23 protein-coding genes are annotated in these 24,686 nt (G+C 68.3%); all 23 read right to left on the bottom strand.

Annotation, left to right across the window (positions count from 1 at the left end; genetic code table 11):
• Nucleotides 1-60: 60 nt before the first annotated feature.
• On the bottom strand, nt 61-2,049 hold the full coding sequence (locus ACMZPQ_RS08400; RefSeq protein ID WP_197582622.1) for a chemotaxis protein CheA: 1,989 nt from the start codon (nt 2,047-2,049) through the stop codon (nt 61-63).
• Nucleotides 2,050-2,094: 45 nt separating this feature from the next.
• Nucleotides 2,095-2,460, bottom strand: coding sequence for a response regulator (locus ACMZPQ_RS08395; RefSeq protein WP_005409521.1), 366 nt, complete (start codon nt 2,458-2,460; stop codon nt 2,095-2,097).
• Nucleotides 2,457-2,765 carry an STAS domain-containing protein gene (locus tag ACMZPQ_RS08390; RefSeq protein WP_197582621.1) on the bottom strand — a complete coding sequence of 103 codons (309 nt, stop codon included), beginning with the start codon at nt 2,763-2,765 and terminating at the stop codon, nt 2,457-2,459. Before ACMZPQ_RS08390 ends, ACMZPQ_RS08395 begins: the two co-directional genes overlap by 4 nt.
• A 94-nt stretch (nt 2,766-2,859) precedes the next feature.
• Nucleotides 2,860-4,071 (bottom strand): chemotaxis protein CheW, encoded by a 1,212-nt coding sequence (locus tag ACMZPQ_RS08385; RefSeq protein ID WP_414485983.1) that lies wholly within the window; start codon nt 4,069-4,071, stop codon nt 2,860-2,862.
• Nucleotides 4,068-4,850 carry an AAA family ATPase gene (locus ACMZPQ_RS08380; protein WP_197582619.1) on the bottom strand — a complete coding sequence of 261 codons (783 nt, stop codon included), beginning with the start codon at nt 4,848-4,850 and terminating at the stop codon, nt 4,068-4,070. Before ACMZPQ_RS08380 ends, ACMZPQ_RS08385 begins: the two co-directional genes overlap by 4 nt.
• 4 nt (nt 4,851-4,854) lie before the next feature.
• Nucleotides 4,855-5,871 (bottom strand): flagellar motor protein MotD, encoded by a 1,017-nt coding sequence (gene motD, locus ACMZPQ_RS08375; RefSeq protein WP_197582618.1) that lies wholly within the window; start codon nt 5,869-5,871, stop codon nt 4,855-4,857.
• A gap of 1 nt (nt 5,872) precedes the next feature.
• Nucleotides 5,873-6,613 carry a flagellar motor protein gene (locus ACMZPQ_RS08370; protein ID WP_197582617.1) on the bottom strand — a complete coding sequence of 247 codons (741 nt, stop codon included), beginning with the start codon at nt 6,611-6,613 and terminating at the stop codon, nt 5,873-5,875.
• Nucleotides 6,614-6,714: 101 nt separating this feature from the next.
• Nucleotides 6,715-8,538 carry a chemotaxis protein CheA gene (locus tag ACMZPQ_RS08365; protein ID WP_197582616.1) on the bottom strand — a complete coding sequence of 608 codons (1,824 nt, stop codon included), beginning with the start codon at nt 8,536-8,538 and terminating at the stop codon, nt 6,715-6,717.
• Between the two features lie 2 nt (nt 8,539-8,540).
• A complete protein-coding gene (locus ACMZPQ_RS08360; protein ID WP_197582615.1) occupies nt 8,541-9,146 on the bottom strand; it encodes a protein phosphatase CheZ in 606 nt (201 codons plus the stop codon).
• Nucleotides 9,146-9,538, bottom strand: a complete 393-nt coding sequence (gene cheY, locus ACMZPQ_RS08355) for a chemotaxis response regulator CheY (protein ID WP_006365466.1) — start codon at nt 9,536-9,538, stop codon at nt 9,146-9,148. Before cheY ends, ACMZPQ_RS08360 begins: the two co-directional genes overlap by 1 nt.
• Before the next feature lie 57 nt (nt 9,539-9,595).
• The gene (locus ACMZPQ_RS08350; RefSeq protein WP_075674543.1) at nt 9,596-10,339 is read right to left on the bottom strand and encodes an RNA polymerase sigma factor FliA; all 744 of its coding nucleotides are present in this window, start codon (nt 10,337-10,339) and stop codon (nt 9,596-9,598) included.
• Nucleotides 10,336-11,223: a MinD/ParA family ATP-binding protein gene (locus tag ACMZPQ_RS08345; RefSeq protein WP_005409532.1), complete on the bottom strand. Its 888-nt coding sequence runs from the start codon at nt 11,221-11,223 to the stop codon at nt 10,336-10,338. Before ACMZPQ_RS08345 ends, ACMZPQ_RS08350 begins: the two co-directional genes overlap by 4 nt.
• Nucleotides 11,210-12,832: a flagellar biosynthesis GTPase FlhF gene (gene flhF, locus ACMZPQ_RS08340; protein WP_197582614.1), complete on the bottom strand. Its 1,623-nt coding sequence runs from the start codon at nt 12,830-12,832 to the stop codon at nt 11,210-11,212. The genes ACMZPQ_RS08345 and flhF overlap by 14 nt, the downstream gene beginning before the upstream one ends.
• Before the next feature lie 145 nt (nt 12,833-12,977).
• Nucleotides 12,978-15,038, bottom strand: a complete 2,061-nt coding sequence (gene flhA, locus ACMZPQ_RS08335; RefSeq protein WP_197582625.1) for a flagellar biosynthesis protein FlhA — start codon at nt 15,036-15,038, stop codon at nt 12,978-12,980.
• A gap of 44 nt (nt 15,039-15,082) precedes the next feature.
• Nucleotides 15,083-16,213 carry a flagellar biosynthesis protein FlhB gene (gene flhB / locus ACMZPQ_RS08330; RefSeq protein WP_043033586.1) on the bottom strand — a complete coding sequence of 377 codons (1,131 nt, stop codon included), beginning with the start codon at nt 16,211-16,213 and terminating at the stop codon, nt 15,083-15,085.
• Between the two features lie 126 nt (nt 16,214-16,339).
• A complete protein-coding gene (locus tag ACMZPQ_RS08325) occupies nt 16,340-18,586 on the bottom strand; it encodes a CocE/NonD family hydrolase (RefSeq protein WP_197582613.1) in 2,247 nt (748 codons plus the stop codon).
• 113 nt (nt 18,587-18,699) lie between these two features.
• Nucleotides 18,700-20,832: a putative bifunctional diguanylate cyclase/phosphodiesterase gene (locus ACMZPQ_RS08320; protein ID WP_197582612.1), complete on the bottom strand. Its 2,133-nt coding sequence runs from the start codon at nt 20,830-20,832 to the stop codon at nt 18,700-18,702.
• Nucleotides 20,833-20,997: 165 nt separating this feature from the next.
• Nucleotides 20,998-21,789, bottom strand: coding sequence for a flagellar biosynthetic protein FliR (gene fliR / locus ACMZPQ_RS08315; protein ID WP_197582611.1), 792 nt, complete (start codon nt 21,787-21,789; stop codon nt 20,998-21,000).
• Between the two features lie 13 nt (nt 21,790-21,802).
• Nucleotides 21,803-22,072: a flagellar biosynthetic protein FliQ gene (locus tag ACMZPQ_RS08310; protein ID WP_005413254.1), complete on the bottom strand. Its 270-nt coding sequence runs from the start codon at nt 22,070-22,072 to the stop codon at nt 21,803-21,805.
• A gap of 84 nt (nt 22,073-22,156) precedes the next feature.
• On the bottom strand, nt 22,157-22,936 hold the full coding sequence (gene fliP / locus ACMZPQ_RS08305; protein ID WP_197584378.1) for a flagellar type III secretion system pore protein FliP: 780 nt from the start codon (nt 22,934-22,936) through the stop codon (nt 22,157-22,159).
• A gap of 1 nt (nt 22,937) precedes the next feature.
• Complete coding sequence (gene fliO / locus ACMZPQ_RS08300; protein WP_414485985.1) at nt 22,938-23,336, bottom strand: flagellar biosynthetic protein FliO; 399 nt, start codon at nt 23,334-23,336, stop codon at nt 22,938-22,940.
• 5 nt (nt 23,337-23,341) lie between these two features.
• A complete protein-coding gene (fliN, locus tag ACMZPQ_RS08295; protein ID WP_005409543.1) occupies nt 23,342-23,677 on the bottom strand; it encodes a flagellar motor switch protein FliN in 336 nt (111 codons plus the stop codon).
• Nucleotides 23,674-24,678, bottom strand: coding sequence for a flagellar motor switch protein FliM (gene fliM, locus ACMZPQ_RS08290; protein WP_197584374.1), 1,005 nt, complete (start codon nt 24,676-24,678; stop codon nt 23,674-23,676). Before fliM ends, fliN begins: the two co-directional genes overlap by 4 nt.
• Nucleotides 24,679-24,686 lie beyond the last annotated feature (8 nt).

The raw sequence follows: 24,686 nt of genomic DNA, 5'->3' as shown, positions 1-24,686 counted from the left end.
CGCACAAACAAAAAACCGCCGCCCCGGAGGGCGGCGGTTCTGGACAGCCTGCAAGGAGAATCAGGCGGCCTGCGGCATCCGCAGCGAGCGCACCAGCCCGCCGATGTCGACGATCAGGGCGACGCGGCCATCGCCGAGGATGGTGGCACCCGAGACCCCGCCAATGCGGCGGTAGTTGTTCTCGATGTTCTTCACCACCACCTGCTGCTGGCCGACCAGTTCGTCCACTTCCAGCGCGATCTTCTGGCCATCGCCTTCGACCACCACCACCAGCGATTCACTGTTCGCGCGGCGGTTGCCGTAGCCGTAGTACTCGGTGAGCGAGAGGATCGGCAGGTACTCGCCGCGCACGCGCAGCACGCGGCCTTCGCCGGCCATGCTGCGGATGTCCTCGGGCTGTGGCTGCAAGGCTTCCAGCACGTAGGCCAGCGGCAGGATCAGGGTTTCGCCGGCCACGGCCACGGTCATGCCATCGAGGATGGCCAGGGTCAACGGCAGGCGGATCAGGGTACGGGTGCCGGCGCCCAGGCTGCTTTCGATCTGCACTTCGCCGCCCAGCGCCTGGATGTTGCGGCGGACCACGTCCATGCCGACGCCGCGGCCGGACAGGTCGGTGACCGCATCGGCGGTGGAGAAGCCGGGCTGGAAGATCAGGTCCCAGACCTGCGAGTCGGTCGGGTTATCCGGCACGGCCAGGCCGCGTTCGGTGGCCTTGGCCAGGATCTTGGTGCGATCCAGGCCGCGACCGTCGTCGCTGACTTCAATGACGATGTGGCCCCCCTGGTGCGAAGCGGCCAGGGTGATCGTGCCGGTCTCGTCCTTGCCCGCACCGCGACGCACATCGGGCATTTCCAGGCCGTGGTCGATCGAGTTACGCACCAGGTGCACGAGCGGATCGGCGATCTTCTCGATCAGGCCCTTGTCCAGCTCGGTGCCCTCGCCGACGGTGCGCAGGCGCACCTGCTTGCCAAGACGGCTGGACAGGTCGCGGACCAGGCGCGGGAAGCGGCGGAACACCGCGTCGACCGGCAGCATGCGCACGCCGATCACCGCTTCCTGCAGGTCACGGGTGTTGCGTTCCAGCTGGTCCAGGCCGGCAAACAGGCTCTCGGCGTGGACCGGATCGAGCGCATGCGAGACCTGCTTGAGCATGGCCTGGGTGATGACCAGTTCGCCGACCAGGTTGATCAGGGCATCGACCTTGTCAACGCTGACGCGGATCGAGGTTTCTGCTTCCTGGGGCGCGCCGGCATTGGCGGCCGGTGCAGCAGGTGCGGCCGGGGGCGCCGCCGCGGGAGTCGCAGCAGCGGCCGCCGGGGCCTGCGTGGCCAGGCTCGGTGGTGCAGCGGGACGGATGTCCAGCTCGCAGTCGTCCAGCACCCAGGCGAAGGTGTCTTCGATCTTGCTGCGCGGCACCTTGCCGACCAGGCCAAGGTCCCACGCCAGGTGGGCTTCGAGCGGGTCGAGCTGGGCGAAGCCGGGCAGGCGTTCCATGCGCGCGGCCACCTGCAGCGAACCCAGGTGTTCCAGTTCGCGGATGATGCGCAGCGGATCGTTGCCGCTCATGAACAGCGACGGCGCCGGGGTGAAGCCGATCTGCCAGGCTTCCGGCGTGTCGTCCACCTTGGCTGCGGCGGCCGCCGGTGCGCTCGGCGCGGCCTGGCCGGAAAGCACCGCTTCCAGGCGCGCCTTCACCGCAGCGACGGCGGCAGGATCGGCGGCCTGGCCGTGTTCGGCCTCGCGCAGCAGGGCGCGCAGCACGTCCACCGAGGACAGCATCGCATCGACGGCGTGGCCTTCCAGCGCCCGCTTGCCGGCGCGCAGCTCATCAAGCAGCGTTTCCAGCACATGGGTCAGCGCGGCGATCGCGTCGAAGCCGAAGGTGCCGGCGCCGCCCTTGATCGAGTGGGCGGCGCGGAACACCGAATTGATGATCTCCGCGTCCTGCTGCCCCGATTCCAGGGCCAGCAGGCCAGCCTCCATCGCGTCGAGGCCTTCGCGGCTCTCCTCGAAGAAGGTGGCGTGGAAGCGTTGCAGGTCCATGCTCATGGCAGTGGTGGTCCGGAAGCGAAGAGGGGGAGCAGTGCGGGGCGATCAGCCCAGCACTTTCTGCACGGTAGCGACCAGCTGTTCCGGATTGAACGGCTTGACCAGCCAGCCGGTGGCACCGGCGGCCTTGCCTTCGGACTTCTTGTCGGCGGCCGATTCGGTGGTCAGCATCAGCAGCGGGGTGAACTTGTAGTCCGGCAGCTGGCGCAGTTCGCGGATCAGCGCGATGCCGTCCATGTTCGGCATGTTGACGTCGGTGACCACCGCGTTGAAGCGCTGGCCCTTGGCACGACCGAGCGCGACCGCGCCGTCTTCAGCTTCTTCGACGGCAAAACCGGCCGAGGTGAGGGCGAAGGAAACCATCTGGCGCATCGACGCCGAATCGTCCACCACCAAGATACGTGCGCTCATGCAGCGTTCTCCACAGATTTCAGGTTGTCATGGGTTACGTCCAGGCCCAGGGCCTGGGTGACGCCCAGCAGGCGCGCGGCGTCACGGAGGGTTGCGGTGCAACCGTGGAAGCCGGTGCCCAGGCCGGCCTCGCGGCGGGCCTGCACGAACGCACACAGCACCTGCACGGCGGCCGTGTGGATGCGGGCGACCTGGCTTGCATCCAGGGTCAGCTCGCCTGCCTGCGCCACCAGCGGGGCGAGGCGGTTCTTGAGCTCGGTGGTGCTCTCGATGCCGAGATCCCCACCCAGTTCGACAGTGCTCATCGTTGCTCCGGACAAACGGTTCCGTGATCCATAACGGCACCCCGGCGGGGTTCTTTAGGGGAATCGACGCGGTGGGTCGGCGCGCTGCGCCGACTCAGCTCAACAGCTGGGTGGCGTCGAGCAGGATCATCGGGCGTTGGCTGACCCTTGCCACGCCGCGGAACAGATCGTTGGAGATCTGGCAGATGCGGGCGGTATCGGGAGGTTCGATCTGCGAATCGGTGAGGTTGGCGACATCTTCCACGGCCGACACGCGCAGGCCGATGGTCTCGCCGTCTTCTTCCAGCACCACGATGCGGGTCTGTGCGTCGTCCTCGGCGGCGGCGGCGCCCAGGTGCAGGCCGAGATCCATGACCCGCACCACCTGGCCGCGCAGGTTCATGATGCCGAGCATGGCTGCGGCCGTGCCACGCAGCGGCAGCAGCGGGACCGGCAGCACGACCTCCTGCACCTTCAGCAGTTCCAGTGCATAGGCCTGGCTGCCGCAGCGCAGGCGCAGCCAGCGCGACGTGCGCTCGCCGGCCCGGCGGTTCTGCGGATGCGGGCTGCTGGCCGGTTGCCTGGCCTGCGCCTGCAGTTCCTGCCAGCTGCTGGGACGCTCGCCTGAGGGAGCGTCCACGGCGATCCGTGGCGGCGGCGCGGCGGTACGTGCCGCAGGCGCAGGCGCCGGGCGCGGAGCCGCCGGTGCGACCGGTGGTGGCGACGCGACGCCTTCGCCGCCGGCAGCCGCTTCGAATGCGGCCTGCAGGCCGGGGCTGTCGGTGTGGGCGAGGCGATGGCTGTCGGCCGGATCGGTTTCGTAGATCACTTCGTCCGGCAGGTCGTCCCAGGTCGGTTCCGGGCCGGCATTCGCCGCGACCGGCGGTGGGGAGGAGACGGTTTCGTGAAGGACGTCCGCCGGCAGATCGTCCCAGGTGGGTTCGCGTTCCGCAGCTGCCGCGCTTGCCGCGGGGCTGCCAAGGGTGGCGGCGTCGAAGGCGGCTTCCAGCGCGGCGGTGTCCGTGGCCGGAGCAGCGGCCGCGGTGTCGGTTTCGTAGATCACTTCGGCCGGCAGGTCGTCCCAGGTCGGCTCGCGCTCGATCGTTGCGGCCGCCTCGAAGGCGGCTTCCAGCGCGGCGTTGTCCGCGACCGGGGCAGCGGCCACGGTTTCGGTTTCGTAGATCACTTCGGCCGGCAGGTCGTCCCAGGTCGGCTCGCGCTCGGCGGCCGCTTCGCTCGCCGGGCTCGGCGCAGCGGGCGGCGCCGCGACAATCGCTTCGCCCAGCAGTTCGTCCAGGTAGTCGTCCAATACGCCGGTGCTGTTCATGCGGCCTGCTCCAGCGCACGGGCGTCTTCGCCGAGCACCCAGCCCAATGCGCGGCGATAGGCGGCCAGGCCGCGGCCCGGATAGTCCTCGCCGACGCTCGGCAGGGTCAACCCGGCGGCGTTGCTGATGCGGGTGTCGATCGGAATCGCGTCTTCCCACACGCGTGCGCCGTGGCGGTCCTGCATGCTGCGCAGCGATTCGTTGCCGGCACGGGTGCGGCGGTCGAACAGGGTGGGCAGGATCGAGATCGGCAGCGGACGGCGGCGCGAGCGCTCGACCATCTCGCCGGTGCGGACCATGCCATCCAGGCCATGCAGGGCCAGCGGCTCGGCCTGGGTCGGGATGATCAGGCGGTCGGCGGCGGCCAGGGCGTTGATCATCAGCAGGCCCAGCGTCGGCGCGCAGTCCAGCAGGATGTAGTCGTGCTGGCCCTGGTGGCGCGCCAGTGCATTCTGCAGGGCCAGGCCGAGGCCGGGCTGGTTGGCGCTGCGGCGCTCCAGCGTGGCCAGCGCCGACTGCGCGCAGACGTAGTCCAGGCCATGGATATTGCTGGCGTGGCACAGGCTGGCGAGATCGGCCGGTGGCGCGCCGAACAGTTCCAGCACACCGGCTGGCGGCGGGTCCACCGGTACGCCGAAGGCGCGACTGAGCGAGGCGTGCGGATCGAGATCGATCAGCAGCACGCGATGGCCGAGCGCGGCCAGGCCGCGGCCGAGGGCGAGGGTGGTGGTGGTCTTGCCGACTCCGCCCTTCTGGTTGGCGACTGCCCAGATGCGCATCGGTTTACTCCTTCATTGCCGGGGGAACGGCGGCGCCGACACGGCTGCCAGCCGGCACCGGTGGCAACTTCACCGGTGCGATGGGGGAGGTGGGGGCGTTGGCCGGCGTTGCGGCGGCCTGTTCGGTAGCGCTGCTGTCGGTGGCGCCGGTGGCTGCGTTCAGGCGCTGGCCGATTGGATCCACCGAATGCGAGGTATCGGCCAGGATGATGACCATCACCCGGCGGTTGCGATTGCGGCCCTGCGCGCTGTCATTCTCTTCGCGCGGGCGGAACTGGCCGTAGCCGACCATCGCCAACCGCGAGGGTTGCACGCCCTGGTCGGCGAACAGGTGCACCACGCTGGCCGCGCGCCCGGCCGACAGTTCCCAGTTGGACGGGAAGGTGGCGGTGGCGATCGGCACATTGTCGGTGTGGCCTTCCACGCGCACGCTGTTGGGCACATCGCGCAGCACGTCGGCCAGGCTGGCCAGGGTCTGGCGTGCGTGCACGTCCAGCGCGGCCGAGCCGGTGGGGAACAGGATGTCACTGTTGATTTCGACCTCGATCCACAGTTCGGTGCGGCGCACGCTGATCATGCCGCGGTCGATCAACGGTGCCAGCGCGGCGGTCAGGCGGTCGGCGATGCTGTTGAGCTGGCGCTGGGCGCGCGCGATCTGTTCCTGGTTGTGTACCGACACCGGCATGCGCATCTGCGAGGCCATCGACGGCAGCAGCGTCGGGTCATGCGACGGCGCCGGTGCGGACGGGCCGATCTTGGTGCCGGACTTGATCACCGAGGGGCTGTCCCAACCGCCACCCTGCACCTGCTTGTTACCGACCTGCACCGGGTTGATGGTGCGCGGCGCACCGCCGAAGGCATCGGTGAGAGCATCGGCCATGATCCGGTACTTGCCCTCGTTGACCGAGGAAATCGCGTACATGACCACGAAGAAGGCGAGCAGCAGCGTCATCAGGTCGGCATAGGGGATCGCCCATGCTTCATGGTTGGCGTGCTCTTCGTGGTGCTTGCGGCGGGCCATGTCAGTGCAGGAAGCCGGAGAGGTTGGTTTCGATGTTGCGTGGGTTCTCGCCCTGCGCGATCGAGATCAGGCCTTCGATGACCATTTCGCGGTCGCGGGTGTTGTGCGAGATCACACTCTTGAGCTTGGCGGCGATCGGCAGGAACAGCAGGTTGGCCGAGGCGATGCCGTAGATGGTGGCGGTGAACGCGGCGGCGATGCCGTGGCCGAGCTTGCTCGGGTCGGCCAGGTTCTTCATCACCGCGATCAGGCCGAGCACGGCGCCGATGATGCCGAGCGTGGGCGCATAGATGCCCATCGCCTCGAACACCTTGGCACCGGCCTGGTCCTGGTGTTCCTGGCTGCCCAGTTCGATTTCCAGCATGTGCCGCATCGACTCCGGTTCGACGCCGTCCACCAGCAGCTGCAGGCCCTTGCGCAGGAACGGGTCCTGCTGTGCGTCAACCTGCGATTCCAGGCCCAGCAGGCCCTGGCGGCGGGCGATGTTGCTCCACTCGACGATCTGCTGGATCAGTTCACGGCGGTCGCTGTGCGGCGGGCGCACGACCCAGCGCACGATCTTGAACGCGTGCTTGAACACGGCCGGCGAGGTGTGCAGCAGGATGGCGGCGATGGTGCCGACGATGACGATCACGAACGCCGCGGGCGACCACAACGACGCCAGGCCGGCGCCCTTGAGGATGCTGCCACCGACCAGCGAGGCCAGGGCGAGAAAGAGTCCAATGAGGCTGAGTCTATCCATGGTTCCGGTATCGGCGTGTATGAATGGGACTTGAGACACCGGGAGCGCGCGTACAGACGGTGGTCACAGTTTTCGGGGCGCCGGGCGGGGCCCGGCGGGGTTCATCGCAGGCCATCCACATCCAGGATCAGCGCCATGCGACCATCGCCGATCAAGGTTGCACCGGCGTAACCGCGCAGGCCGCGCAGGGCCTTCGGCAGTGGCTTGATGACCACTTCCTCGCGCCCGCGGACCTGGTCGACGACCAGGCCGAAGCGGGCTTCGCCGGCCTGCAGCACCACGATGGTCAGCAGCGTCGAGGCGGCCGGGGTCACATCCAGCCACTGGCGCAGGTCGACCAGCGGCAGGGTGTGCGAGCGGCGGTCGAGCACGGCACGGCCATCGAACCAGCCCAGCGAGGTGCGCGGCGCATGCAGCACTTCCATCACGCGCGCCAGCGGCAATGCATAGACATCCTCGCCGGCCTGCACCAGCAGGGTCGGCAGGATCGCCAGGGTCAGCGGCACGCGGATCAGGAAGCGGCTGCCGCGGCCCAGCTCCGACTGGATCTGGATCTGGCCGCTCAGTTCGCGGATACGCGACTGCACCACGTCCATGCCCACGCCACGCCCGGAAATGTCGGTGACCTGCTGCTTGGTCGAGAAGCCGGGCAGGAACACCAGGTGCAGGCACTCCTCACTGCTCAGGCGTGCGGCGGCTTCCGGATCGATCAGGCCCTTCTCACGTGCCTTCGCACGCAGCTTTTCCGGATCGATGCCGGCGCCATCGTCCTGCACCTCGATGCTGACGTAGTCACCTTCCTGTTGGGCCGACAGGCGCACATGGCCTATCCGTGGCTTGCCCTGTGCTTCACGCAGCTCAGGCATTTCCACGCCATGGTCGATGGCATTGCGGACCAGGTGCACCAGCGGGTCGGCCAGGGCTTCGACCAGGTTGCGGTCGAGCTCGGTTTCGGCGCCGATCAGCTCCAGGTCCACTTCCTTCTTCAGTGAGCGGGCGACATCGCGGGCCACCTTGGGGAAGCGCGAGAACACCTTGCCGACCGGCTGCATGCGGGTGCGCATCACCGCCGACTGCAGGCGCGCGGTGGCGATGTCCAGCGTCGACACCGCGCGGTCCAGCTCTTCGTCGCGCAGGCGTGCGCGCAGCGTCTTCAGCCGGTTGCGTGAGAGCACCAGTTCGCCGATCAGGTTGACGATCGCATCCAGGCGCTTGGTGTCCACGCGCACGGTGTGCTCGGCCTCGGCCAGCGGCTTGGCGGCCGGCTTGGCCGCCGGGGTGGCGGCTGGGCGAGGCGCGGGCGGGGCTGTGGCCGGGAGGGCGGCAACCGGCTTGCTGCCGGGGGCGGTGCCACCGTGCAGCTGGTCCAGCAGGGCTTCGAATTCGTCTTCGCTGATCAGGCCGTCGTCGGCCTTCTTCGTTGGCGCCACCGCGGTCGGCGCATTGCCGCCGTGCAGCTGGTCGAGCAGGGCCTCGAATTCGTCTTCGGTGATCAGGTCGCCGCCAGCGGCAGCGGGTGCCGAGGCGGTGGGGGCCACGGCTCCGCCACCGTGCATGTCGAATTGTGCGATCAGCTCCGGCGGGGCGTAGCCCGGTTCGGTGCCGGAAGACACTGCATCGAGCATCGACTGCAGGTAATCCAGCGATTGCTGGGCCGCGTCGAAGTGATGGGCCTGCAGCACGGCCTGGCCAGCGCGCGCGATGCCGAGGGCTTCCTCGGCGGCGTGGCACAGTTCGACCATGGCGGTGACACCGAGGAAGCCAGCACCACCCTTGAGCGTGTGGTAGCCGCGGAACACCGCGTTGAGCTGCTCGCTGTCCTGCGGCGCCTGCTCCAGCGACACCAGCTGTTCGCCCAGGCGGTCCAGGATTTCCTGTGCCTCGATGATGAAATCGGCAGTGATGTCGTCGGATACCGCGCTCATGCTTACAGCCCCAGATCCGACAACAGGTCGTCGGCGTCGTTCTGCGAGACCGCGTGGCGGTCCAGTCCCTTCAGTGCCGGCCCGGCCAGTTCCGGGTCGGTGCGATGCTGTTCCGGCGGCAGGCCGAGTGCGCCGAAGCCTTCGTGCACGCGGCGTACGATGCCGACCACGCGACGGATGATCTGCCCGGTCAGGTCTTGGTAGCTCTGGGTCAGGGCGATCTCGGTGAGGTTGTGGCGGATGCGCTCAAGCTGCGCATCCTGGCCCGGCTGCAGGCCTTCGGCGCGCAGCTGCTCGGTCAGGCTGCGGCATTCCTCGGCCAGGTCCAGGGTGCGGTGGGTGGCCTGTTCGGTCATCGCCACCACGTGGTCCAGGCGCGCGCAGGCGTCGTCCAGTTCGCCGGCTTCGGTCGGCACGGTCGGCAGTTCACCCAGCGCCTGTCCCAGTTCACGGGCCAGCCGCGAAAGGCCGCTCATCATCGGCTGCGTGCGGGCCGCGACCAGCCCGTCGATGCGCTGCCGCCAGGCGGCCTCGTCACCGGACTCCAGTGCGTCCAGGGCTTCCTGCAGGCGCAGGGCAAGGGCATTCTTGTCGACCGTGGTGTCCATCAGGCGCTGGCCGCCAGGCGCTCGAAGATCTTGCCCAGCTTCTCTTCCAGGGTCTGCGCGGTGAACGGCTTGATGATGTAGCCGTTCACGCCGCTCTGGGCCGCTTCGATGATCTGCTCACGCTTGGCTTCGGCCGTGACCATCAGCACCGGCAGGGTCTTCAGCTTGGCGTCGGCACGGATTGCCTTGAGCAGCTCGATGCCGGTCATCACCGGCATGTTCCAGTCGGTGACCACGAAATCGAACGGCTGGCTCTGCAGCAACGACAGCGCGGCATGCCCGTCCTCGGCTTCGGCGGTGTTGGTGAAGCCCAGATCGCCCAGCAGGTTCTTGACGATCCGACGCATGGTCGAGAAATCGTCGACGATCAGGATGCGCATGTTCTTGTTCAAAGCAGAGTTCCTTTGTTGTTCAATCCGGGCAGCCGGGGGCAGCCGCCTCGGGGGTGTTCACTCTTCGAGGCCGGCATCGACAGCCTCGAAAATCTTCAGTCGGCCGCGCAGGCGCAGCACGGCCTGGCCGTGGATCTGGCAGACCCGGGACTCGCTGACGCCGAGCACCGCGCCGATCTCCTTCAGGTTCAGCTCCTGCTCGTAGTACAGCGAGAGCACCAGCTGTTCGCGCTCGGGCAGATGGCCGATGGCCTTGCCCAGCTCGCGGCCGAACTCGCCGCGCTCCAGCACCTGCTGCGGGGTCGGGCCACCCTGGGCCACGGTGTCCAGTTCGCCCTGGTCCTCGATGCGCGATTCCAGGCTCAGCACCTGGCCACGCGCGGCATCTTCCATCAGGCGCAGGTATTCGGGCAGCGGCATCTCCATCGCGGCAGCCACTTCGGTAGCGCTGGCGGCACGGCCGCTGCTCTGTTCGAGGCGGCGGATGGTGGCGGCGGCGTCGCGTGCACGCCGATGCACCGAACGCGGCACCCAGTCGCCACGGCGGATTTCATCGATCATCGAACCGCGGATGCGGATCGAGGCATAGGTCTCGAACGAGGCACCCTGGTCGGCGTCGTAACTGCGCGAGGCTTCGATCAGGCCCATCATGCCGGCCTGGATCAGGTCGTCGACTTCGACGCTGGCCGGCAGGCGCGCGGCCAGGTGGTGGGCGATGCGCCGCACCAGGTCCGAGTGCTGGGCGATCACCTCGTTGGCGGCCGAGCGCTGGACCTCCCGGTACTGGGCTGCGCCTTTCATGCGGCCACCCCGCGTTGCTTGAGGATGCGCTCGAGGAAGAACTCGACGCCGCCGCGCGGTTCGGTCGGGGCCTGCCAGCGCGCGGTGCGACGGGCGATCTCGGTGATCGCCAGCGCGGCCGGGCTGGACGGGTAGGCCTTCACCACCGGCTGCTGGCGCTGCACCGACAGCCGCAGCCAGTCGTCCTGCGGCACGCAGCCCAGGTAGTTCAGCGAGACATCGGCGAGGAACTTCTCGCAGACGCGGGTCAGCTTTTCGTACAGCACGCGGCCCTCGTTGGGGTCGCGCACCATGTTGGCCACCACCTGGATGCGGTCCACGCCACGTTCGCGCGACAACACCTTGATCAGCGCGTAGGCGTCGGTGATCGAAGCGGGTTCGTCGCAGACCACCACCACGGTGTCCTGTGCGGCCTGGCAGAAGGTCAGCACGCCGTCGGTGATGCCGGCGGCGGTGTCCACCACCATGATGTCCAGTTCGCGTTCCAGTTCGGAGAACACGTTGACCAGGCCGACATGCTCGGCCGGAGCCAGCTCGGCCATGTGGCGGCGGCCGGATGCGGCCGGGACCACCAGCACGCCGTTCGGGCCTTCGACGATGACGTCGTCCAGCGAGCAGCGGCCGGCGACCAGATCGGCCAGCGTAAAGGTGGGGTTCAGCCCCAGGATCACGTCGATGTTGGCCAGGCCGAGATCGGCGTCCAGCAGCAGCGTGCGCTTGCCCATGCCGGCCAGCGCCACGGCCAGGTTGGCCGACACGTTGGTCTTGCCCACGCCGCCCTTGCCGCCTGTGACGGCAATGGTGCGCACAGGGCCGAGCGGCTCGCTGCGGGTGGCCGACAGCGGGAAGGTCTTGGTCAGCTTGGCGTACTCACGCGACGGCATGGTTCAACTCCGGGTTGCAGGGCATATCGGCCGCTCGGCGCAAATCTTCAAGGCGAAGTACGAGATTGGCTGCACTGGCCCGGTGCAGGTCGTCCGGAACGTCCTGGCCATCGGTCACCCAGGTGATCGGCAGGGCATGGTCAACGGCCACCGACAGGGCGTTGCCGAAGCGGCCGGTCTCGTCCAGCTTGCTCAGTACCAGGCCCTGCAGGTTGGCGGCGCCGAAGCGGCGGACCACCTCGTCCATGTCGCCGAAGCTGGTGTTGGCCGGCAGTACCAGCAGGGTGCGGACCTGGCGGGCGGCGCGCAGCCACTGCAGCTGGGCGGCCAGGGCACGGTCGCGCGGGCCCAGGCCGGCGGTGTCGATCAGCACCAGCTTGTAGTCCTTCAGGCGTTCCAGCAGCTGGTCCAGGTCGGTGCCGCTGTTGGCCTCGTGCACGGCGATGCCGAGCTGGCGGCCGTAGCCGTACAGCTGCTCGCGGGCGCCGATGCGGGTGGTGTCGGTGGTCACCAGGGCGACGTCGCGGGGCGCGTGCTTCTCGGCGAAGCGCGAGGCCAGCTTGGCGATGGTGGTGGTCTTGCCGGCGCCGGTCGGGCCGACCAGGGCGATCACGCCGCCTTCTTCCAGCGGGTCGACCGGGGCGATCGGCAGCTTGCGCGAGATCAGCCCCAGCATCAGGCCGCGGCCGCGGTGGGCCTCGGTCTCCAGCGGGATCTGCATCGCCACGTCACGGGCCAGGCCGGCATCGAAGCCGTATTCGTCCATCAGGTCCAGTGCGGTGGCGCGCACCGGGCAGCCGCGCAGGCGCTCATCGGTGAAGCGGTTCATCTCGCGCTCGATCACCTGGCGCATGCCGGCCACTTCCTGGCGCAGCTGGCGGATCTCGGCGTCGTCCTGGGCGACCACGGTCAGCGTCGGTGCCGGAGCCAGCACGGGGGCCGGGCTGGCTTCGTCGATGGCGTCCACCGGTGCCGGTTCGCTGGCGGCGATGCCGGTCTGCACGTCGGCCACGGCAGTGGCCGGCAGCGGCGGCGGCTGTACGGCCGGCGCCGGGCTTTCGTGATGCGCCTCGTGCGGCGGGTCGATCGGGAAGTGGGCGCGGTTGGCCGCTGCGGTAGTGCTGGCCGCCGGTGCGACGATGGCTTCGGCGAACGGGGCGAAGATCTGCTCCGGCAGCGCCGGTTCGTTGACGGCGGCACGTGCCAGGGTGGCGGCGAAACCAGTACTGCCGCGGGTCGGCACGATCTCGTCGGCGCTGTCCAGAGTGCGGCCGGTGGCGCCGACAGCGGCACGGGCGAGGGCGGCCACGGCCGAGGTGGTGGCCGCCACCGGTTCCGGCGCCGGGGTGTTGCTGCGGCGGCGGGTGACCGCGGCGATCATCGCATCGGCGGCGGTACGCGGTTTGGGCGCCGGCGGCGGGGCCACGTCGCGGCGCGAGGCTTCCAGTGCACGCTGCACGGCGCTCTCGTCGTAGTTGGCGGCGGCGACGATCTCGATGCCTTCCTCGATCCGGCGGTTGGACAGGATCACGGCGTCAGGACCATGTTCCTTGCGCACCAGGTTCATGGCCGAGCGCATGTCGGCGGCGACGAATCGTTTGATTTTCATGCTGTGGTCACGGGACGAAGACGGCGGGGTGGCGGTCGGAGAACTCGGATGTTCGGTGGTCTGCACGGTGCGGGTTCCCCTTGGTATCTGTCTGTTGCGTTGGTTCGAAAGTGGTGTCTGTTTTCTGGCGCATCGGAGGCTGGCGTCAGCTGATCGTGCCGACCAGCTTCAGGCGCTTGTCCTCCGGCACCTCGCTGTAGGCCAGGACCGACAGCGACGGAACGCTGTGGCGGACCAGGCGTGCCAGCGCGGCGCGCACCGGGCCAGGTACCAGCACGACCGCGGGCTCGTTGCGGGCTTCCTGCTTGCTGACACATTCGGCCAGGCTCTGGTGCAGTCGCTCAGCGAGTCCGGGTTCCAGCGCGGCGCCGTTGCCCTGCGTGGACTCCTGCAAGACACGTTCCAATTGCGGGTTGAGGGTGAACACCGGCAGCTCCGCCGACATTCCGGCGATCTCCTGCACGATGAAGCGGCCCAGCGCGGTGCGCACGGCGGCCGTCAGCACGGCCGGGTCCTGGCTGCTGGGTGCGTGTTCGACCAGCGCTTCGGCGATCTTGCGCAGCTGGCGGATCGGAATGCGCTCCACCAGCAGGTTCTGCAGCACGCGCACCACCGCCGACAGCGGCAGCGCCTTCGGCGTCAGATCTTCGACGAGCTTGGGCGCGCTCTTGGCCAGGTTGGCCAGCAGGTGCTGCACCTCCTCGTGGCCGAGCAGTTCCGGCGCATGCTCACGGATCAGGTGCGAGAGGTGGGTGGCGACCACCGTAGCCGGGTCGACCACGGTGTAGCCCAGCGTTTCGGCCTGGGCGCGCTGGTGCGGCTGGATCCAGGTGGCATCCAGGCCGAACGCGGGGTCCTTGCCGGCGATGCCTTCCAGCGCGCCCAGCGCGCTGCCCGGGTCCAGCGCCAGCTCGCGGTCGGGATGGATCTCGGCGGTGGCCACCGGCACCCCATGCACCAGCACGCGGTAGCCGTTGGCCGGCAGTTCCAGGTTGTCGCGGATGTGCACCGAGGGAATCAGGAAGCCAACATCCTGGGTCAGCTTGCGGCGCACGCCCTTGATGCGTGCCATCAGCTCGCCGCCCTGGTTGCTGTCCACCAGCGGAATCAGCCGGTAGCCGACCTCCAGGCCCAGCGGATCAACCGGGCGCAGTTCGTCCCAGCTCAGCTCGGCAGTGGCAGCCGGCGCGGCCGGGCGGCCCAGTGCATTCAGCGCGGCAGCGTCGCCGCCTGCGGCCGTAGCATTGGCTGCCGGTGCCTTCTCCTTGCGGTACAGCTTCCAGGCAATGAAGCCGAGGATCGCTGCCAGCGTCAGGAAAGCGACGTTGGGCATGCCCGGCACCAGCCCGACCAGGCCGAGGATGCCGGCGGTGATCGCCAGCGCGCGGTACTGGCCGAACACCTGGCCGGTCATCGCCTGGGCCATGTCCTGCGAACGCGAGGCACGGGTGACCAGCATCGCCACCGCGCTGGACACCAGCAGGGCCGGCAGCTGCGCCACCAGGCCGTCACCGATCGACAGCAGGGTATAGGTGGCGGCTGCTTCGCCGAACGGCATGCCATGCTGCATCACGCCCACGGCCAGGCCGCCGAGCATGTTGATGAACAGGATCAGGATGCCGGCGATGGCGTCGCCGCGGATGAACTTGCTGGCACCGTCCATTGCGCCGTAGAAGTCGGCTTCCTCGCGGACTTCTTCACGGCGCAGCTTGGCCTCTTCACGCGTCAGCAAACCGGCGTTGAGGTCGGCGTCGATCGCCATCTGCTTGCCGGGCATCGCGTCCAGGATGAAGCGCGCGGTGACTTCCGAGACGCGGCCGGCGCCCTTGGTGATGACCACGAAGTTGATGATGGTCAGGATCGCGAACACCACGATGCCGACCGCGTAGTTGCCACCGATCACGAACTCGCCGAACGCAGCGATGACCTTGCCGGCCGCGTCGTGGCCGTTCTGGCCGTTGAGCAGGATCACGCGGGTGGAGGCCACGTTCAGCGCCAGCCGCAGCATGGTGGTGATCAGCAGCACGATCGGGAAGATGGTGAAATCCAGCGGGCGCTTCACGTAGACCACCGCCAGCAGCACCATCAGCGAGATGGCGATGTTGAAGGTGAACAGCGCATCGAGCACCGGCGCGGCCAGCGGCACCACCACCATGGCCAGCAGGGCCAGCACGATCAGCGGCGCGCCAAGGCCCTGGCGGATCATTTCCAGGGCGCGGCGGGTGTTGAAACCGGTCGAGGGCTGGGCGCTCACGGGCGGCCTCCCTTGCCGAATTCATCCACCTGGATGTGCGGGGCGTCCGGCATCGGGCCAGTGCGCCAGGCGCGCAGCTGGTAGACGTAGGACAGGACCTGGGCGACGGCCGAATACAGTCTCACGGGGATTTCCTTTCCGAGTTGGCCTTCCCGATACAAGGCGCGTGCCAAAGGCGGGGCCGAGACAATGGCCACCTTGTTGCCGTCGGCCACTTCACGGATGCGCAGGGCGGTTTCGTCCACGCCCAGGGCGACCACGGTGGGGGCGTTCATGGCGCCCCCTTCGTACTTCAGGGCCACCGCGTAGTGGGTCGGGTTGACCACCACCACGTCGGCGGTGGGGACCGCTTCCATCATCCGGCGGTTGGCCATCTGCTGCTGCAGCTGGCGGATGCGGCCCTTCACCTCGGGGCTGCCCTCGCTTTCCTTCATCTCCCGGCGCAGCTCTTCACGGGTCATCTTCAGCTTGCGCATCCAGTTCCAGCGCTGGTAAGGGGCGTCGATGGCGGCCAGCACCAGCATCGCGCCGGCGGTGGCCAGCAGCAGGCGCAGGGTGAAGCCCAGGCCATCGGTGATGGCGGTTTCCAGTGGGTGATGGATCAGCCCGCGCAGGGTGTCGAAGCCGGTCCAGACCACCAGCCCGGCGGCCACGCCGACGAACGCCACGCGCAGCAGCGATTTGGTGAACTCGGCGATGGCCTCCGGGCCGTACAGGCGCTTGAGACCGCTCATCGGGTTCATGCGGTTGATGTCGGGCAGCAACGCTTTCTGCGACCAGCGCAGGCCTCCCATCACCAGCGGGGCGACGAAGCTGGCCAGCAGGCAGACCAGCACCAGCGGTGCGATCACCAGCATGAACTGCAGCAGCAGGTCGCCGAAATGGCCGAACAGTTCCTTCGGGTTCTGCCGCAGGCTCTGTTCCGGGCTGAGTGCGTGCTTCATCCAGGCGCTGGCGCCACGGCCGATCGAGCCGCTCATGGCCATCACCGCCAGCACGCCGGCGCCGAACACAGCGGCGGTGCCGAGTTCGCGCGAGCGGGGCAGGTTGCCCTGTTCACGGGCGTCGCGCAGGCGTTTTTCGGTGGGTTGTTCGGTCTTTTCGCCGGCGGATTCGTTCTCGGACATCACGGGCACTGCGGCAGGGGGTGCCGGGGGGCGTGCAAGAACTGTTCCGTGACGGGCGGTTGCCTATCCACGCATGGCGTGGATCTACCGTGGTGCTGGCATCTGCAGGGCCGAGCGCGGGCTCGGCTACGGGGCGGCGTCGGCCGGACGCAGGGGAATGGTCAGCACGCTGTCGCTGTGCCAGTCCACCCGCAGGGGCTCGCCTGCGTCGGCGAAGGACTCGTCGCTGACCTCGCGGCCGGTGCCGTGGTTCACCTGGTGCATGGCGTCCTTCAGCACGTCTACCTTCACCAGCAGCCGGCTGCCGGCGGCGATGCGGCGGGCGACCATGCGCGTGCGGTCGAAGGGCAGCTGGGCCCATCGCCCGGGATGCAGCAGCTGGCGCGCGGCCGGATCGTGGACGTAGCTGGCGCGGCCCATGTAATAGGACAGCTGCATTCGTCGGCCATCGGCAAGGAGCTCGTACAGGGTGACCGTGAAATCGAAATCCCGCTTGTTGATCCGAACCTTCAGATCGCCGGAGAAGCTGCCTACCAGGTCCATCGGGGCGGTAAACGGATCGGTAGCAAACGACAGCGCGGTATCCGCTTCGTCCCGCGGGGCGATGATCGGGAACGGGTAGTAGCCGTGCCGCATCTCATTGCGGTCGGCCATGTCCACGGTCTGCCGCAGCTGGCCCGGCAGCGGCCGCTGTTCCTGCAGCGGATGGTAGCCCTCGGCGGATGCCCGCGCGGCGGACAGGTGGTAGCGGCGGTGATTGCCCGCGGCGGCCTCCAGCGTTGCTGCATGGCCCCACCTGTCGGCGCCCATCACCTGGTAATTGACCCGGTCCGGCACGAGCGCAGGGCGGGGCGCGCCGCGCAGCACATGGTCCAGCCACTGGAAGGTTATGGCCGGGGTATCGAACTGCGCGGCCGGGTCCAGCGCGTAGTCACGCAACTGCATCGGCTTGAGGGCCGCCTGCGCACCGCGATGATCGTAGGGTCCGATCAACAGGGCATGGTCAGCCCCAGGGAGGTGCCGGAGATGCTCCTTGAAGTACTGCAGCGCCGAGATCTGGCCATCATCGTAGTACCCGGTGATGGTCAGTACCGGGATGCGGATGTCGTTGAACTGATCGCCGTACGGGACCATCGCGTGCCAGTAGGCGTCGTAGGAAGGATGGGCCAGCCAGCGCTGCAACCATGGGTTGGGGGTGCCGTCGACCTGGTCGATCTGCCGGTAGGGGCGACCGGACGCATACCAGCGCGGGCCGAGTTGTGACCAGCGGCGGTTCTGCCCGTAGGTTTCGTTGTCCAGCATCGGACCATTGGCTACATAGAACGCCCAACCGTAGTTGGCGCTCAGGAATACGTTGTTCTCCATCGGCAGGCCCTGGCCGGGAATGGCCGCCACGTAGGGGACGATGGTCTTCAGGGCAGGGTGGTGATACCTGGCAGCAGCCCACGCGGTGAAGCCTTCGTAGCTGCCGCCATACATGGCCACGCGGCCGTCGTTCCAGGGCTGGCGGCTGATCCAATCGATGGCCGCGTTCGCATCCACGCCATCATGCTCGTACGGGGCGATGGTGCCGGTGCCCTGGCCCTTGCCGCGTGCGTCGACCACGATGCCGGCGTAGCCATGCGCCGCGGCCAGCAGCATCTTCTGCCGGTTCTTGGGTGGGTCGGTGTAGATGGTGAACAGCATCGCGGCCGGCAGTGGCGCGGATGCGGCGCGAGGCCGCGCCAGCTGCGCCGACAGCACAACGTCTTGGCCGACGGGGATGCGAAGCGAATCGTCGATGATGAAGCGGCGCTGTTCTTCCGCCGCAATGAGCGGCGGGGCGCGTAGCGCGGCCAGGGCCTGTGCACGCAGTACGGCGCGCAGGCGCAGCAGCTCCAGGGCGACGGTATCGGGCAGCGTCGCGGCACCGGCCTGCGCTGCGATGGCCTGCTCCAGCTGCGCACGGACCGTGGCCGGATCAACCGATAGCGCAGCGTCGGCCTGCACCGCAGCGACGTCGTCGAGGGGGGCGAAGGCGCTTTGGAAGGCGCGCGCATACGCGGCAGCGTCCTGTTCACCCGCCGTGGCGAGCAGCAGCATCGGCACCCAACGCTGTGCCGCCGCGGTGTCGCCGTCGCTTGCCAGCGATGCACGCAGTTGCTGGATCGATTGTCGTGCTGCCGTTGTCCGCCCCATTGCCAGCAGCGTGTGGCTGCGCTGCGCATCGGTAAGCTGCGCTGAGTCCAACAGGGTGTTGCCGAGGCCCTGCAGGGTGGCGTCGAGCTGGGCCGGGGAAGCATCGGCTGGCAATGACCACGGCAGGTCAGCGGCGGCGGCGTGGCCAACAGCAAGGGCCAGCAACAGGCCAGCAAGGGTGGTGCGTAGGGCCACGGACGCTTCCTTGGATGACGGAGGAACGGCTCATCCACGCGTGGCGTGGATCTACTGCGGATCGACACCCAATGGTAGCGCCAGGCCGTGCCCGGCGGGCGAGTGGCCCGTGGTCACCCCGGCGGATGCTGCGGTGGCGGGTTCTGCGCCAGTTCCACCCGCGGCCGCGGCAGATCATGCAGTTGCATGAAGCGGGCGGCGTCGACCGGGCGACCGAGCAGGTAGCCCTGCAGGTAGTCGCAGCCCAGCCGTTCCAGGTAGGCACGCTGTGCTGCGGTTTCCACGCCTTCGGCCACGATGTCCATGTCCAGCGCGTGGCCCAGTGCCACGATCGCCGAGACGATCACTACGTCCTCGGCGCTGTGCTCGAGGTCGCGCACGAAGGCGTGGTCGATCTTGATCTCGGTGGCTGGCAGCCGCTTCAGGTACAGCAGGCTGGAATAGCCGGTGCCGAAGTCGTCGATGGAAATGCCCACGCCCAGCGCCGACAACGCCTGCAGCAAGCGCAGGCTGGTGTCGGTATCACGCATCACGGTGCTCTCGGTGATCTCCAGCACCAGGTGCCGCGGCGCGATGTTGTGGCGTTCGATCACCGTGCGCACGTCCTGCAGCAGGTGCGGCGAGCCGAACTGCACCGGCGACAGGTTCACCGACATCGACCAGCCCTCGTGGCCCGCATCATGCCAGCGGCGCAGTTGCTGGCAGGCCTGGTCCAGGGCCCAGCGGCCGATGTCGTTGATCGCGCCGCTGCGTTCGGCCAGGCGAATGAAGCGATCGGGCGGGATCAGCCCATGCTCCGGGTGCCGCCAGCGGATCAGTGCCTCGGCGCCGGCGACTTTCTGCGTGGCCACGCGGATCTTCGGCTGGTAGTTCATGAACAGCTGCTCGCTGCCGATCGCACGGCGCAGGTCCGCGAGCAGGCGGAACTGCTGCTCGGCACTGTCGTTCATCCAGTCGGCGAACAGTACAAAGGCGTTGCGTCCCGATTCCTTGGCCTGGTACATGGCCGCATCGGCGAAGGCCATCAGCTGGCGCTCGCTGGCCGCGTGGTCGGGGCAGATCGCAACGCCGATGCTGGCGGTCACCTGCAGTTCGTTGTCCGGCAGCAACGGCCCGCTGCCCACCGCCTGCAGGATGCGCCGGGCCAGGGTGGGAAGGTCTTCGTCATGCTCGATGCGCACGACCATCACGAACTCATCGCCGCCAAGCCGGGCCAGCATGTCGTGGGGGCGCAGCAGCAGGCGGGTGCGCTCGGCCACCGCCACCAGCAGGGCATCGCCGGCCTGGTGGCCGTAGGCATCATTGACCTGCTTGAACCCATCCAGGTCCATGAACATCACCGCGAAGCGGTTGCCGCCCTGTTCGGCCTCGGCCAGCGCCTGCACGATGCGCCGTTGCAGCAGCAGGCGGTTGGGCAGGCGGGTGAGTGGATCGTGCAGCGCGGCCTGGGTCAATTCCTGCTGGGCATCGGTCAGCGAGGTGCTCAGCAGCGAGTTGCGCAGGCGCAACAGCTGCGCCTCCACGCGCTGGTCCATCCACGAAACCACCAGTACCACCGCCAGGATGGCCACCGTCAGCACCACCACCAGCATCGCCAGCCATTCGCTCTGCAGCCCGTCGCCTACCGCCGCGCCGCAGATGCTGCCTTCGGGGAAGCGTGCGGCGGCCATGCCGGTGTAGTGCATGCCGACGATGGCCAGCCCAAGCAGGCCGGCCGCGGCCAGCCGATCACCCACGCGCGTGCGTTGCGCGCGCAGGCGGAAGGCCACATACAGCGCGGTCCACGACGCGGCGACCGCCACCACCAGCGAGAACAGCAGCCAACCCGGGTCGTAGTCGATACCCGGCTGCATGCGCATGGCGGCCATGCCGACGTAGTGCATGCCGGCGATGCCGGTGCCCATCAGCACCGCACCGCCGGCCAGGCGCGGGTGCGGCAGGGTGCGCAGCGAGACCAGCCACAGCGCGAACACCGATGAGGCGATGGCCAGTGCCAGCGAAAGCAGGGTGATGGGCAGGTCGTAGCCCAGCGGGATCGGCAGGTCGAAAGCAAGCATGCCGATGAAGTGCATCGACCAGATGCCCAGGCCCATGGCGCAGCCGCCGCCGAAGCGCCACCACCATGCCGCACCCTTGCCGGGGGCGGTGACCGTGCGCCCGGCCATGGCCAGCGCGGTGTAGGAAGCCATCACAGCGACCAGCAGCGAAACCGCCACCAGCCACGGGTTGTACGTGCCTACCAGCATTCGTCAGTCTCCCGGACCTGCCTGTCGACGGAAACCACGGTGGGGCATGCATGAGGCAGGCCGACGCAGGACGCCGGCCAGGTGCGACGCCCCCCCTGGGCGTCACGCGTCGACTCTAACGCGCAGACCCGGGGGGACGGCAAGCAGCAAAACGTGATGATCGGGTCAGCGGGTGACCGCGTCGGCGGCCTGGAAGGCGGCGTCGAACAGGCGCTGCACCGGCGGGCCCATTTCCCCGGCCAGCAGGGCCAGCAGGAACAGCCCCAGCAGCAGCGAGACCGGCAGGCCAAGCTGGATCGGATTCAGGGCCGGCGCGGCGCGGGCCAGCACACCGAAGGCCAGGTTCACCGCCAGCATCGCCACGGTCAGCGGGATGGCCAGGGTCAGCGCACCGCGCAGCACGGTCAGCAGGAAGGTCGGGGCAATGCTGAAGAAGGCGTGCGGGTCGGGCAGGGGCGCGCCGATCGGCAGTGCCCGGTAGCTGTCCACCACCAGCGAGATCAGCGCCAGGTGGCCGTTGGCGGTGAAAAACAGCAGGCCGAACATCAGATAGAACCATTGCCCGATCACGCCGGAGGTGCCGCCACGCAGCGGATCGCTCATCTGCGCGAAGGCCAGGCCGGTGCCCTGGGCGATCAGTTCGCCGGCCAGCGCGCCGGCCTCGAACACCAGCCGCAGCAGGAAGCCAATGGCCACGCCGATGGCCAGTTCACGGGCGATGGTCAGCACGGTGGCGGCATCGAAGCCGGTCCACTGCGGCACCGGCGGCAACAGCGGTGCCAGTGCGATGGCCAGCGTGCCGGCCAGTACCACGCGCACCCGTGCCGGCACCGCACGGGTGCCGACCATGGGCATGGCCATGGCCACCGCGCCGATGCGCAGCATGGTCCACAGCACGGTACCGATCATGCCGAAGGCCTGCAGGCCGTCGGCTGTCATCTGGGTGGCGGCATCCATCGAAGCGTGCGCCCTAGCCGATCAGGTGCGGGATGCGCTGGAACAGCAGCGTGGTGAATTCCACCAGGTGGCCAATGAGCAGGCTGCCCAGCGCGAACAGCACCGCGGTCAGCGCCGCCGCCTTGGCAACAAAGGCGATGGTCGGTTCGTTGAGCTGGGTCGCAGCCTGCACGACACCGACCACCACGCCGACCACCAGCACGGTAAGCAGCAGCGGGCCGGCCACCCACAACACGGTGATCAGGCCGCCACGCAGTTCGGTCAGGGCAAGTTCGGGAGACATCGTCTTTCCATCGGTAGCGCCGGGCCCTGCCCGGCGACGCTCATGTAGAGTCGAGCCGTGCTCGACTGCGTTTTACAGGGGATATCAGGCCGGATTGAAGCTGGCCGCCAACGTACCCACCGTCAGCACCCAGCCATCGACCAGCACGAACAACAAGATCTTGAACGGAGCCGACACCAGCATCGGCGACAGCATCATCATGCCCATCGACATCAGCACGCTGGCCACCACCAGGTCGATGATCACGAACGGGATGAAGATCAGGAAGCCGATCTCGAAGGCGGTCTTCAACTCGCTGGTGACGAACGAGGCGACCAGCACCGGGAACGGAATCGCATCGGGGCTGGCGTAGGTGCCGTGCCCGGCGATGCCGGCAAAGGTCATCAGGTCGGTCTCGCGGATCTGCGCCAGCATGAACGCGCGCAGCGGCGTGGTGGTCAGCGTCCAGGCAGTCTGGAAATCGATGTCGCCGTTGAGGTAGGGCGCCATGCCGGTGCTCCAGGCCTTGTCCCAGGTCGGCAGCATGATCATCGCGGTGAGGAACAGGGCCAGGCCCAGCAGCACCTGGTTGGACGGCGTCTGCCCGGTGCCCAGCGCCTGCCGCAGCAGGCCCAGCACGATGATGATGCGGGTGAACGAGGTCAGCACCAGCAGCATCGACGGGATCAGGGTGATCGCGGTCATCAGCAGCAGGGTCTGCAGCGGCAGGCTCACCGGTGCACCGCCGATCTTGCCGACGTTGATGTCCGGCAGCGGCGTGGTCGGCGCGCCGGGCGCGGCGAACGCCATGGCCGGCAACAGGCACAGGGCAAGCAACAGCAACCACGGCATCAGGGTGGCAAAGCGGATACGGGTGACACGCATGTCAGGGGTCCTTGCGCAGCCGCTGTTGCAGCAGCTGGGCGAAATTCGGCAGGTTCTTGAAGTCCGGCACGCGCACCGGTGCAGGCGGCGGCAGCGGCTCGGACAGGGTATGCAGCGCATTGATGCCGCCGGCGGTCACGCCCAGCAGCAGTTGCTGGCCGTTGACCTCCACCACCACCACACGTTCCTTGGCACCGACGCTCAGGCTGGCCACCAGCTTCATGCCCTCGGCCGGGCGGAAGCCACTGCCGGGCAGGCGCTTGAGCAGCCAGCCCAGGCCGATGACCAGGGCCAGCACCGCCAGCAGCGCCAGCACCGCGCCGAACAGGCTGGGTGCGGCCGCCGCGTGCTGGCCGACCGGTGCGGCGGCCTTGCCGACCGCCAGCAGGGTGGAGGCCAGCAGGCTCAACGCAGTCTCCGGATCCGCTCGCTCGGGCTGACCACGTCGGTCAGGCGCACGCCGAAGCGGTCGTTGATCACCACCACCTCACCGTGGGCGATCAGGGTGCCGTTGACGAACACATCCAGCGATTCGCCGGCGCCGCGTTCCAGTTCCACCACCGAGCCCTGGTTGAGCTGCAGCAGGTTGCGGATCGGCAGGCGCGCCCGGCCCACTTCCAGCGACAGGGTCACCGGCACGTCCAGGATCACGTCCAGGTTCAGGTCCGGGCCGTTGGCCTCATCGGCCTGCAGGCTGCTGAACTGGGCCGGGGTCGGTTCAAGGGCGTCGATATCGTTCATTGCGGGTCTTCCTGGATGACGGGTACGCGCGGACGTGTGCCCGGCGGATGGGTAGCGGTGATCTTCACGGCATTCATGCCGTTGGCGATGCCGAACTCACCGGTGAATACCGGGATGTTCTCCACGCACAGCGGTACCTGTGGGCTGAGATCGATCGGCAGGATGTCGCCGACTTTGAGCCGGGTCAGGTCACGCAGGGTCATGCGCTTGCTGGCCAGTACGCTGGACAGGGTCACCTCGGCGATGTTGAGCTGTTCGCGCAGGGTCTGGCCCCAGCTCTCGTCGCGGTCGTTGCGGTCACTCTGGATGCCCGCGTCGAGCAGTTCGCGGATCGGCTCCAGCATCGAGTACGGCAGGGTGACGTGGATGTCGCCGCCGCCGCCGTCGAGTTCGACGTGCAGGCGGCACACCACCACGTATTCGCGCGGCGTCACGATGTTGGCGAAGTGCGGGTTGATCTCCGAATTGATGTACTCGAAGTCGACATCCATCACCGGCGCCCAGGCCTCGCGCAGATCGGCGAAGGTCTGCTTCAGCAGCAGGTGGATCACCCGCATTTCGGTAGCGGTGAACTCGCGGCCTTCGATGCGGGTCGGGTAGCGCCCGTCGCCGCCGAAGAAGTTGTCGACGATGGCGAACACCAGGGTCGGCTCGAACACGATCAGGCCGGTGCCACGCAGCGGCTTGAAGCGGATCAGGTTCAGGTTGGTCGGCACATACAGCGAGTGCATGTAGTCGTTGAACTTGATCAGTTCGATGCCGCGCACCGACAGCTCGGCCGAGCGCCGGATCAGGTTGAACAGGCCGATCCGCCACAGGCGCGCGAAGCGCTCATGGACCATTTCCAGGGTCGGCATGCGACCGCGGATGATGCGGTCCTGGCTGGCAAAGTCGTACGAACGCGCCTCGCCTGACGGCGGTTCCGGATCGGTCTCGACCGCGCCACTGTCCACGCCGTGGAGCAGGGCATCGATCTCGTCCTGGGACAGCAGGTCATTCATCGGTGGGC

The organism is Stenotrophomonas maltophilia, from assembly GCF_047497515.2.
GTDB lineage: Bacteria > Pseudomonadota > Gammaproteobacteria > Xanthomonadales > Xanthomonadaceae > Stenotrophomonas.
Note: the sequence above shows the minus strand (reverse complement) of the source record. Positions and strands in the feature narration are given on the sequence as shown.

Bases quoted from the DNA above. Each gene is read 5' to 3' on its own strand.
- ACMZPQ_RS08395 (WP_005409521.1), bottom strand. From the start codon at position 2,460: ATGAGCGCACGTATCTTGGTGGTGGACGATTCGGCGTCGATGCGCCAG.
- fliR (WP_197582611.1), bottom strand. From the start codon at position 21,789: ATGGATGCCGCCACCCAGATGACAGCCGACGGCCTGCAGGCCTTCGGC.
- ACMZPQ_RS08400 (WP_197582622.1), bottom strand. From the start codon at position 2,049: ATGAGCATGGACCTGCAACGCTTCCACGCCACCTTCTTCGAGGAGAGC.
- ACMZPQ_RS08365 (WP_197582616.1), bottom strand. From the start codon at position 8,538: ATGAGCGCGGTATCCGACGACATCACTGCCGATTTCATCATCGAGGCA.
- flhF (WP_197582614.1), bottom strand. From the start codon at position 12,832: ATGAAAATCAAACGATTCGTCGCCGCCGACATGCGCTCGGCCATGAAC.
- ACMZPQ_RS08310 (WP_005413254.1), bottom strand. From the start codon at position 22,072: ATGTCTCCCGAACTTGCCCTGACCGAACTGCGTGGCGGCCTGATCACC.
- flhA (WP_197582625.1), bottom strand. From the start codon at position 15,038: ATGATCCGCCAGGGCCTTGGCGCGCCGCTGATCGTGCTGGCCCTGCTG.
- ACMZPQ_RS08390 (WP_197582621.1), bottom strand. From the start codon at position 2,765: ATGAGCACTGTCGAACTGGGTGGGGATCTCGGCATCGAGAGCACCACC.
- ACMZPQ_RS08370 (WP_197582617.1), bottom strand. From the start codon at position 6,613: ATGGATAGACTCAGCCTCATTGGACTCTTTCTCGCCCTGGCCTCGCTG.
- ACMZPQ_RS08385 (WP_414485983.1), bottom strand. From the start codon at position 4,071: ATGAACAGCACCGGCGTATTGGACGACTACCTGGACGAACTGCTGGGC.
- flhB (WP_043033586.1), bottom strand. From the start codon at position 16,213: ATGTCCGAGAACGAATCCGCCGGCGAAAAGACCGAACAACCCACCGAA.
- ACMZPQ_RS08350 (WP_075674543.1), bottom strand. From the start codon at position 10,339: ATGAAAGGCGCAGCCCAGTACCGGGAGGTCCAGCGCTCGGCCGCCAAC.
- motD (WP_197582618.1), bottom strand. From the start codon at position 5,871: ATGGCCCGCCGCAAGCACCACGAAGAGCACGCCAACCATGAAGCATGG.
- ACMZPQ_RS08320 (WP_197582612.1), bottom strand. From the start codon at position 20,832: ATGCTGGTAGGCACGTACAACCCGTGGCTGGTGGCGGTTTCGCTGCTG.
- fliP (WP_197584378.1), bottom strand. From the start codon at position 22,936: ATGCGTGTCACCCGTATCCGCTTTGCCACCCTGATGCCGTGGTTGCTG.
- ACMZPQ_RS08380 (WP_197582619.1), bottom strand. From the start codon at position 4,850: ATGCGCATCTGGGCAGTCGCCAACCAGAAGGGCGGAGTCGGCAAGACC.
- fliM (WP_197584374.1), bottom strand. From the start codon at position 24,678: ATGAATGACCTGCTGTCCCAGGACGAGATCGATGCCCTGCTCCACGGC.
- ACMZPQ_RS08360 (WP_197582615.1), bottom strand. From the start codon at position 9,146: ATGGACACCACGGTCGACAAGAATGCCCTTGCCCTGCGCCTGCAGGAA.
- fliN (WP_005409543.1), bottom strand. From the start codon at position 23,677: ATGAACGATATCGACGCCCTTGAACCGACCCCGGCCCAGTTCAGCAGC.
- ACMZPQ_RS08345 (WP_005409532.1), bottom strand. From the start codon at position 11,223: ATGCCGTCGCGTGAGTACGCCAAGCTGACCAAGACCTTCCCGCTGTCG.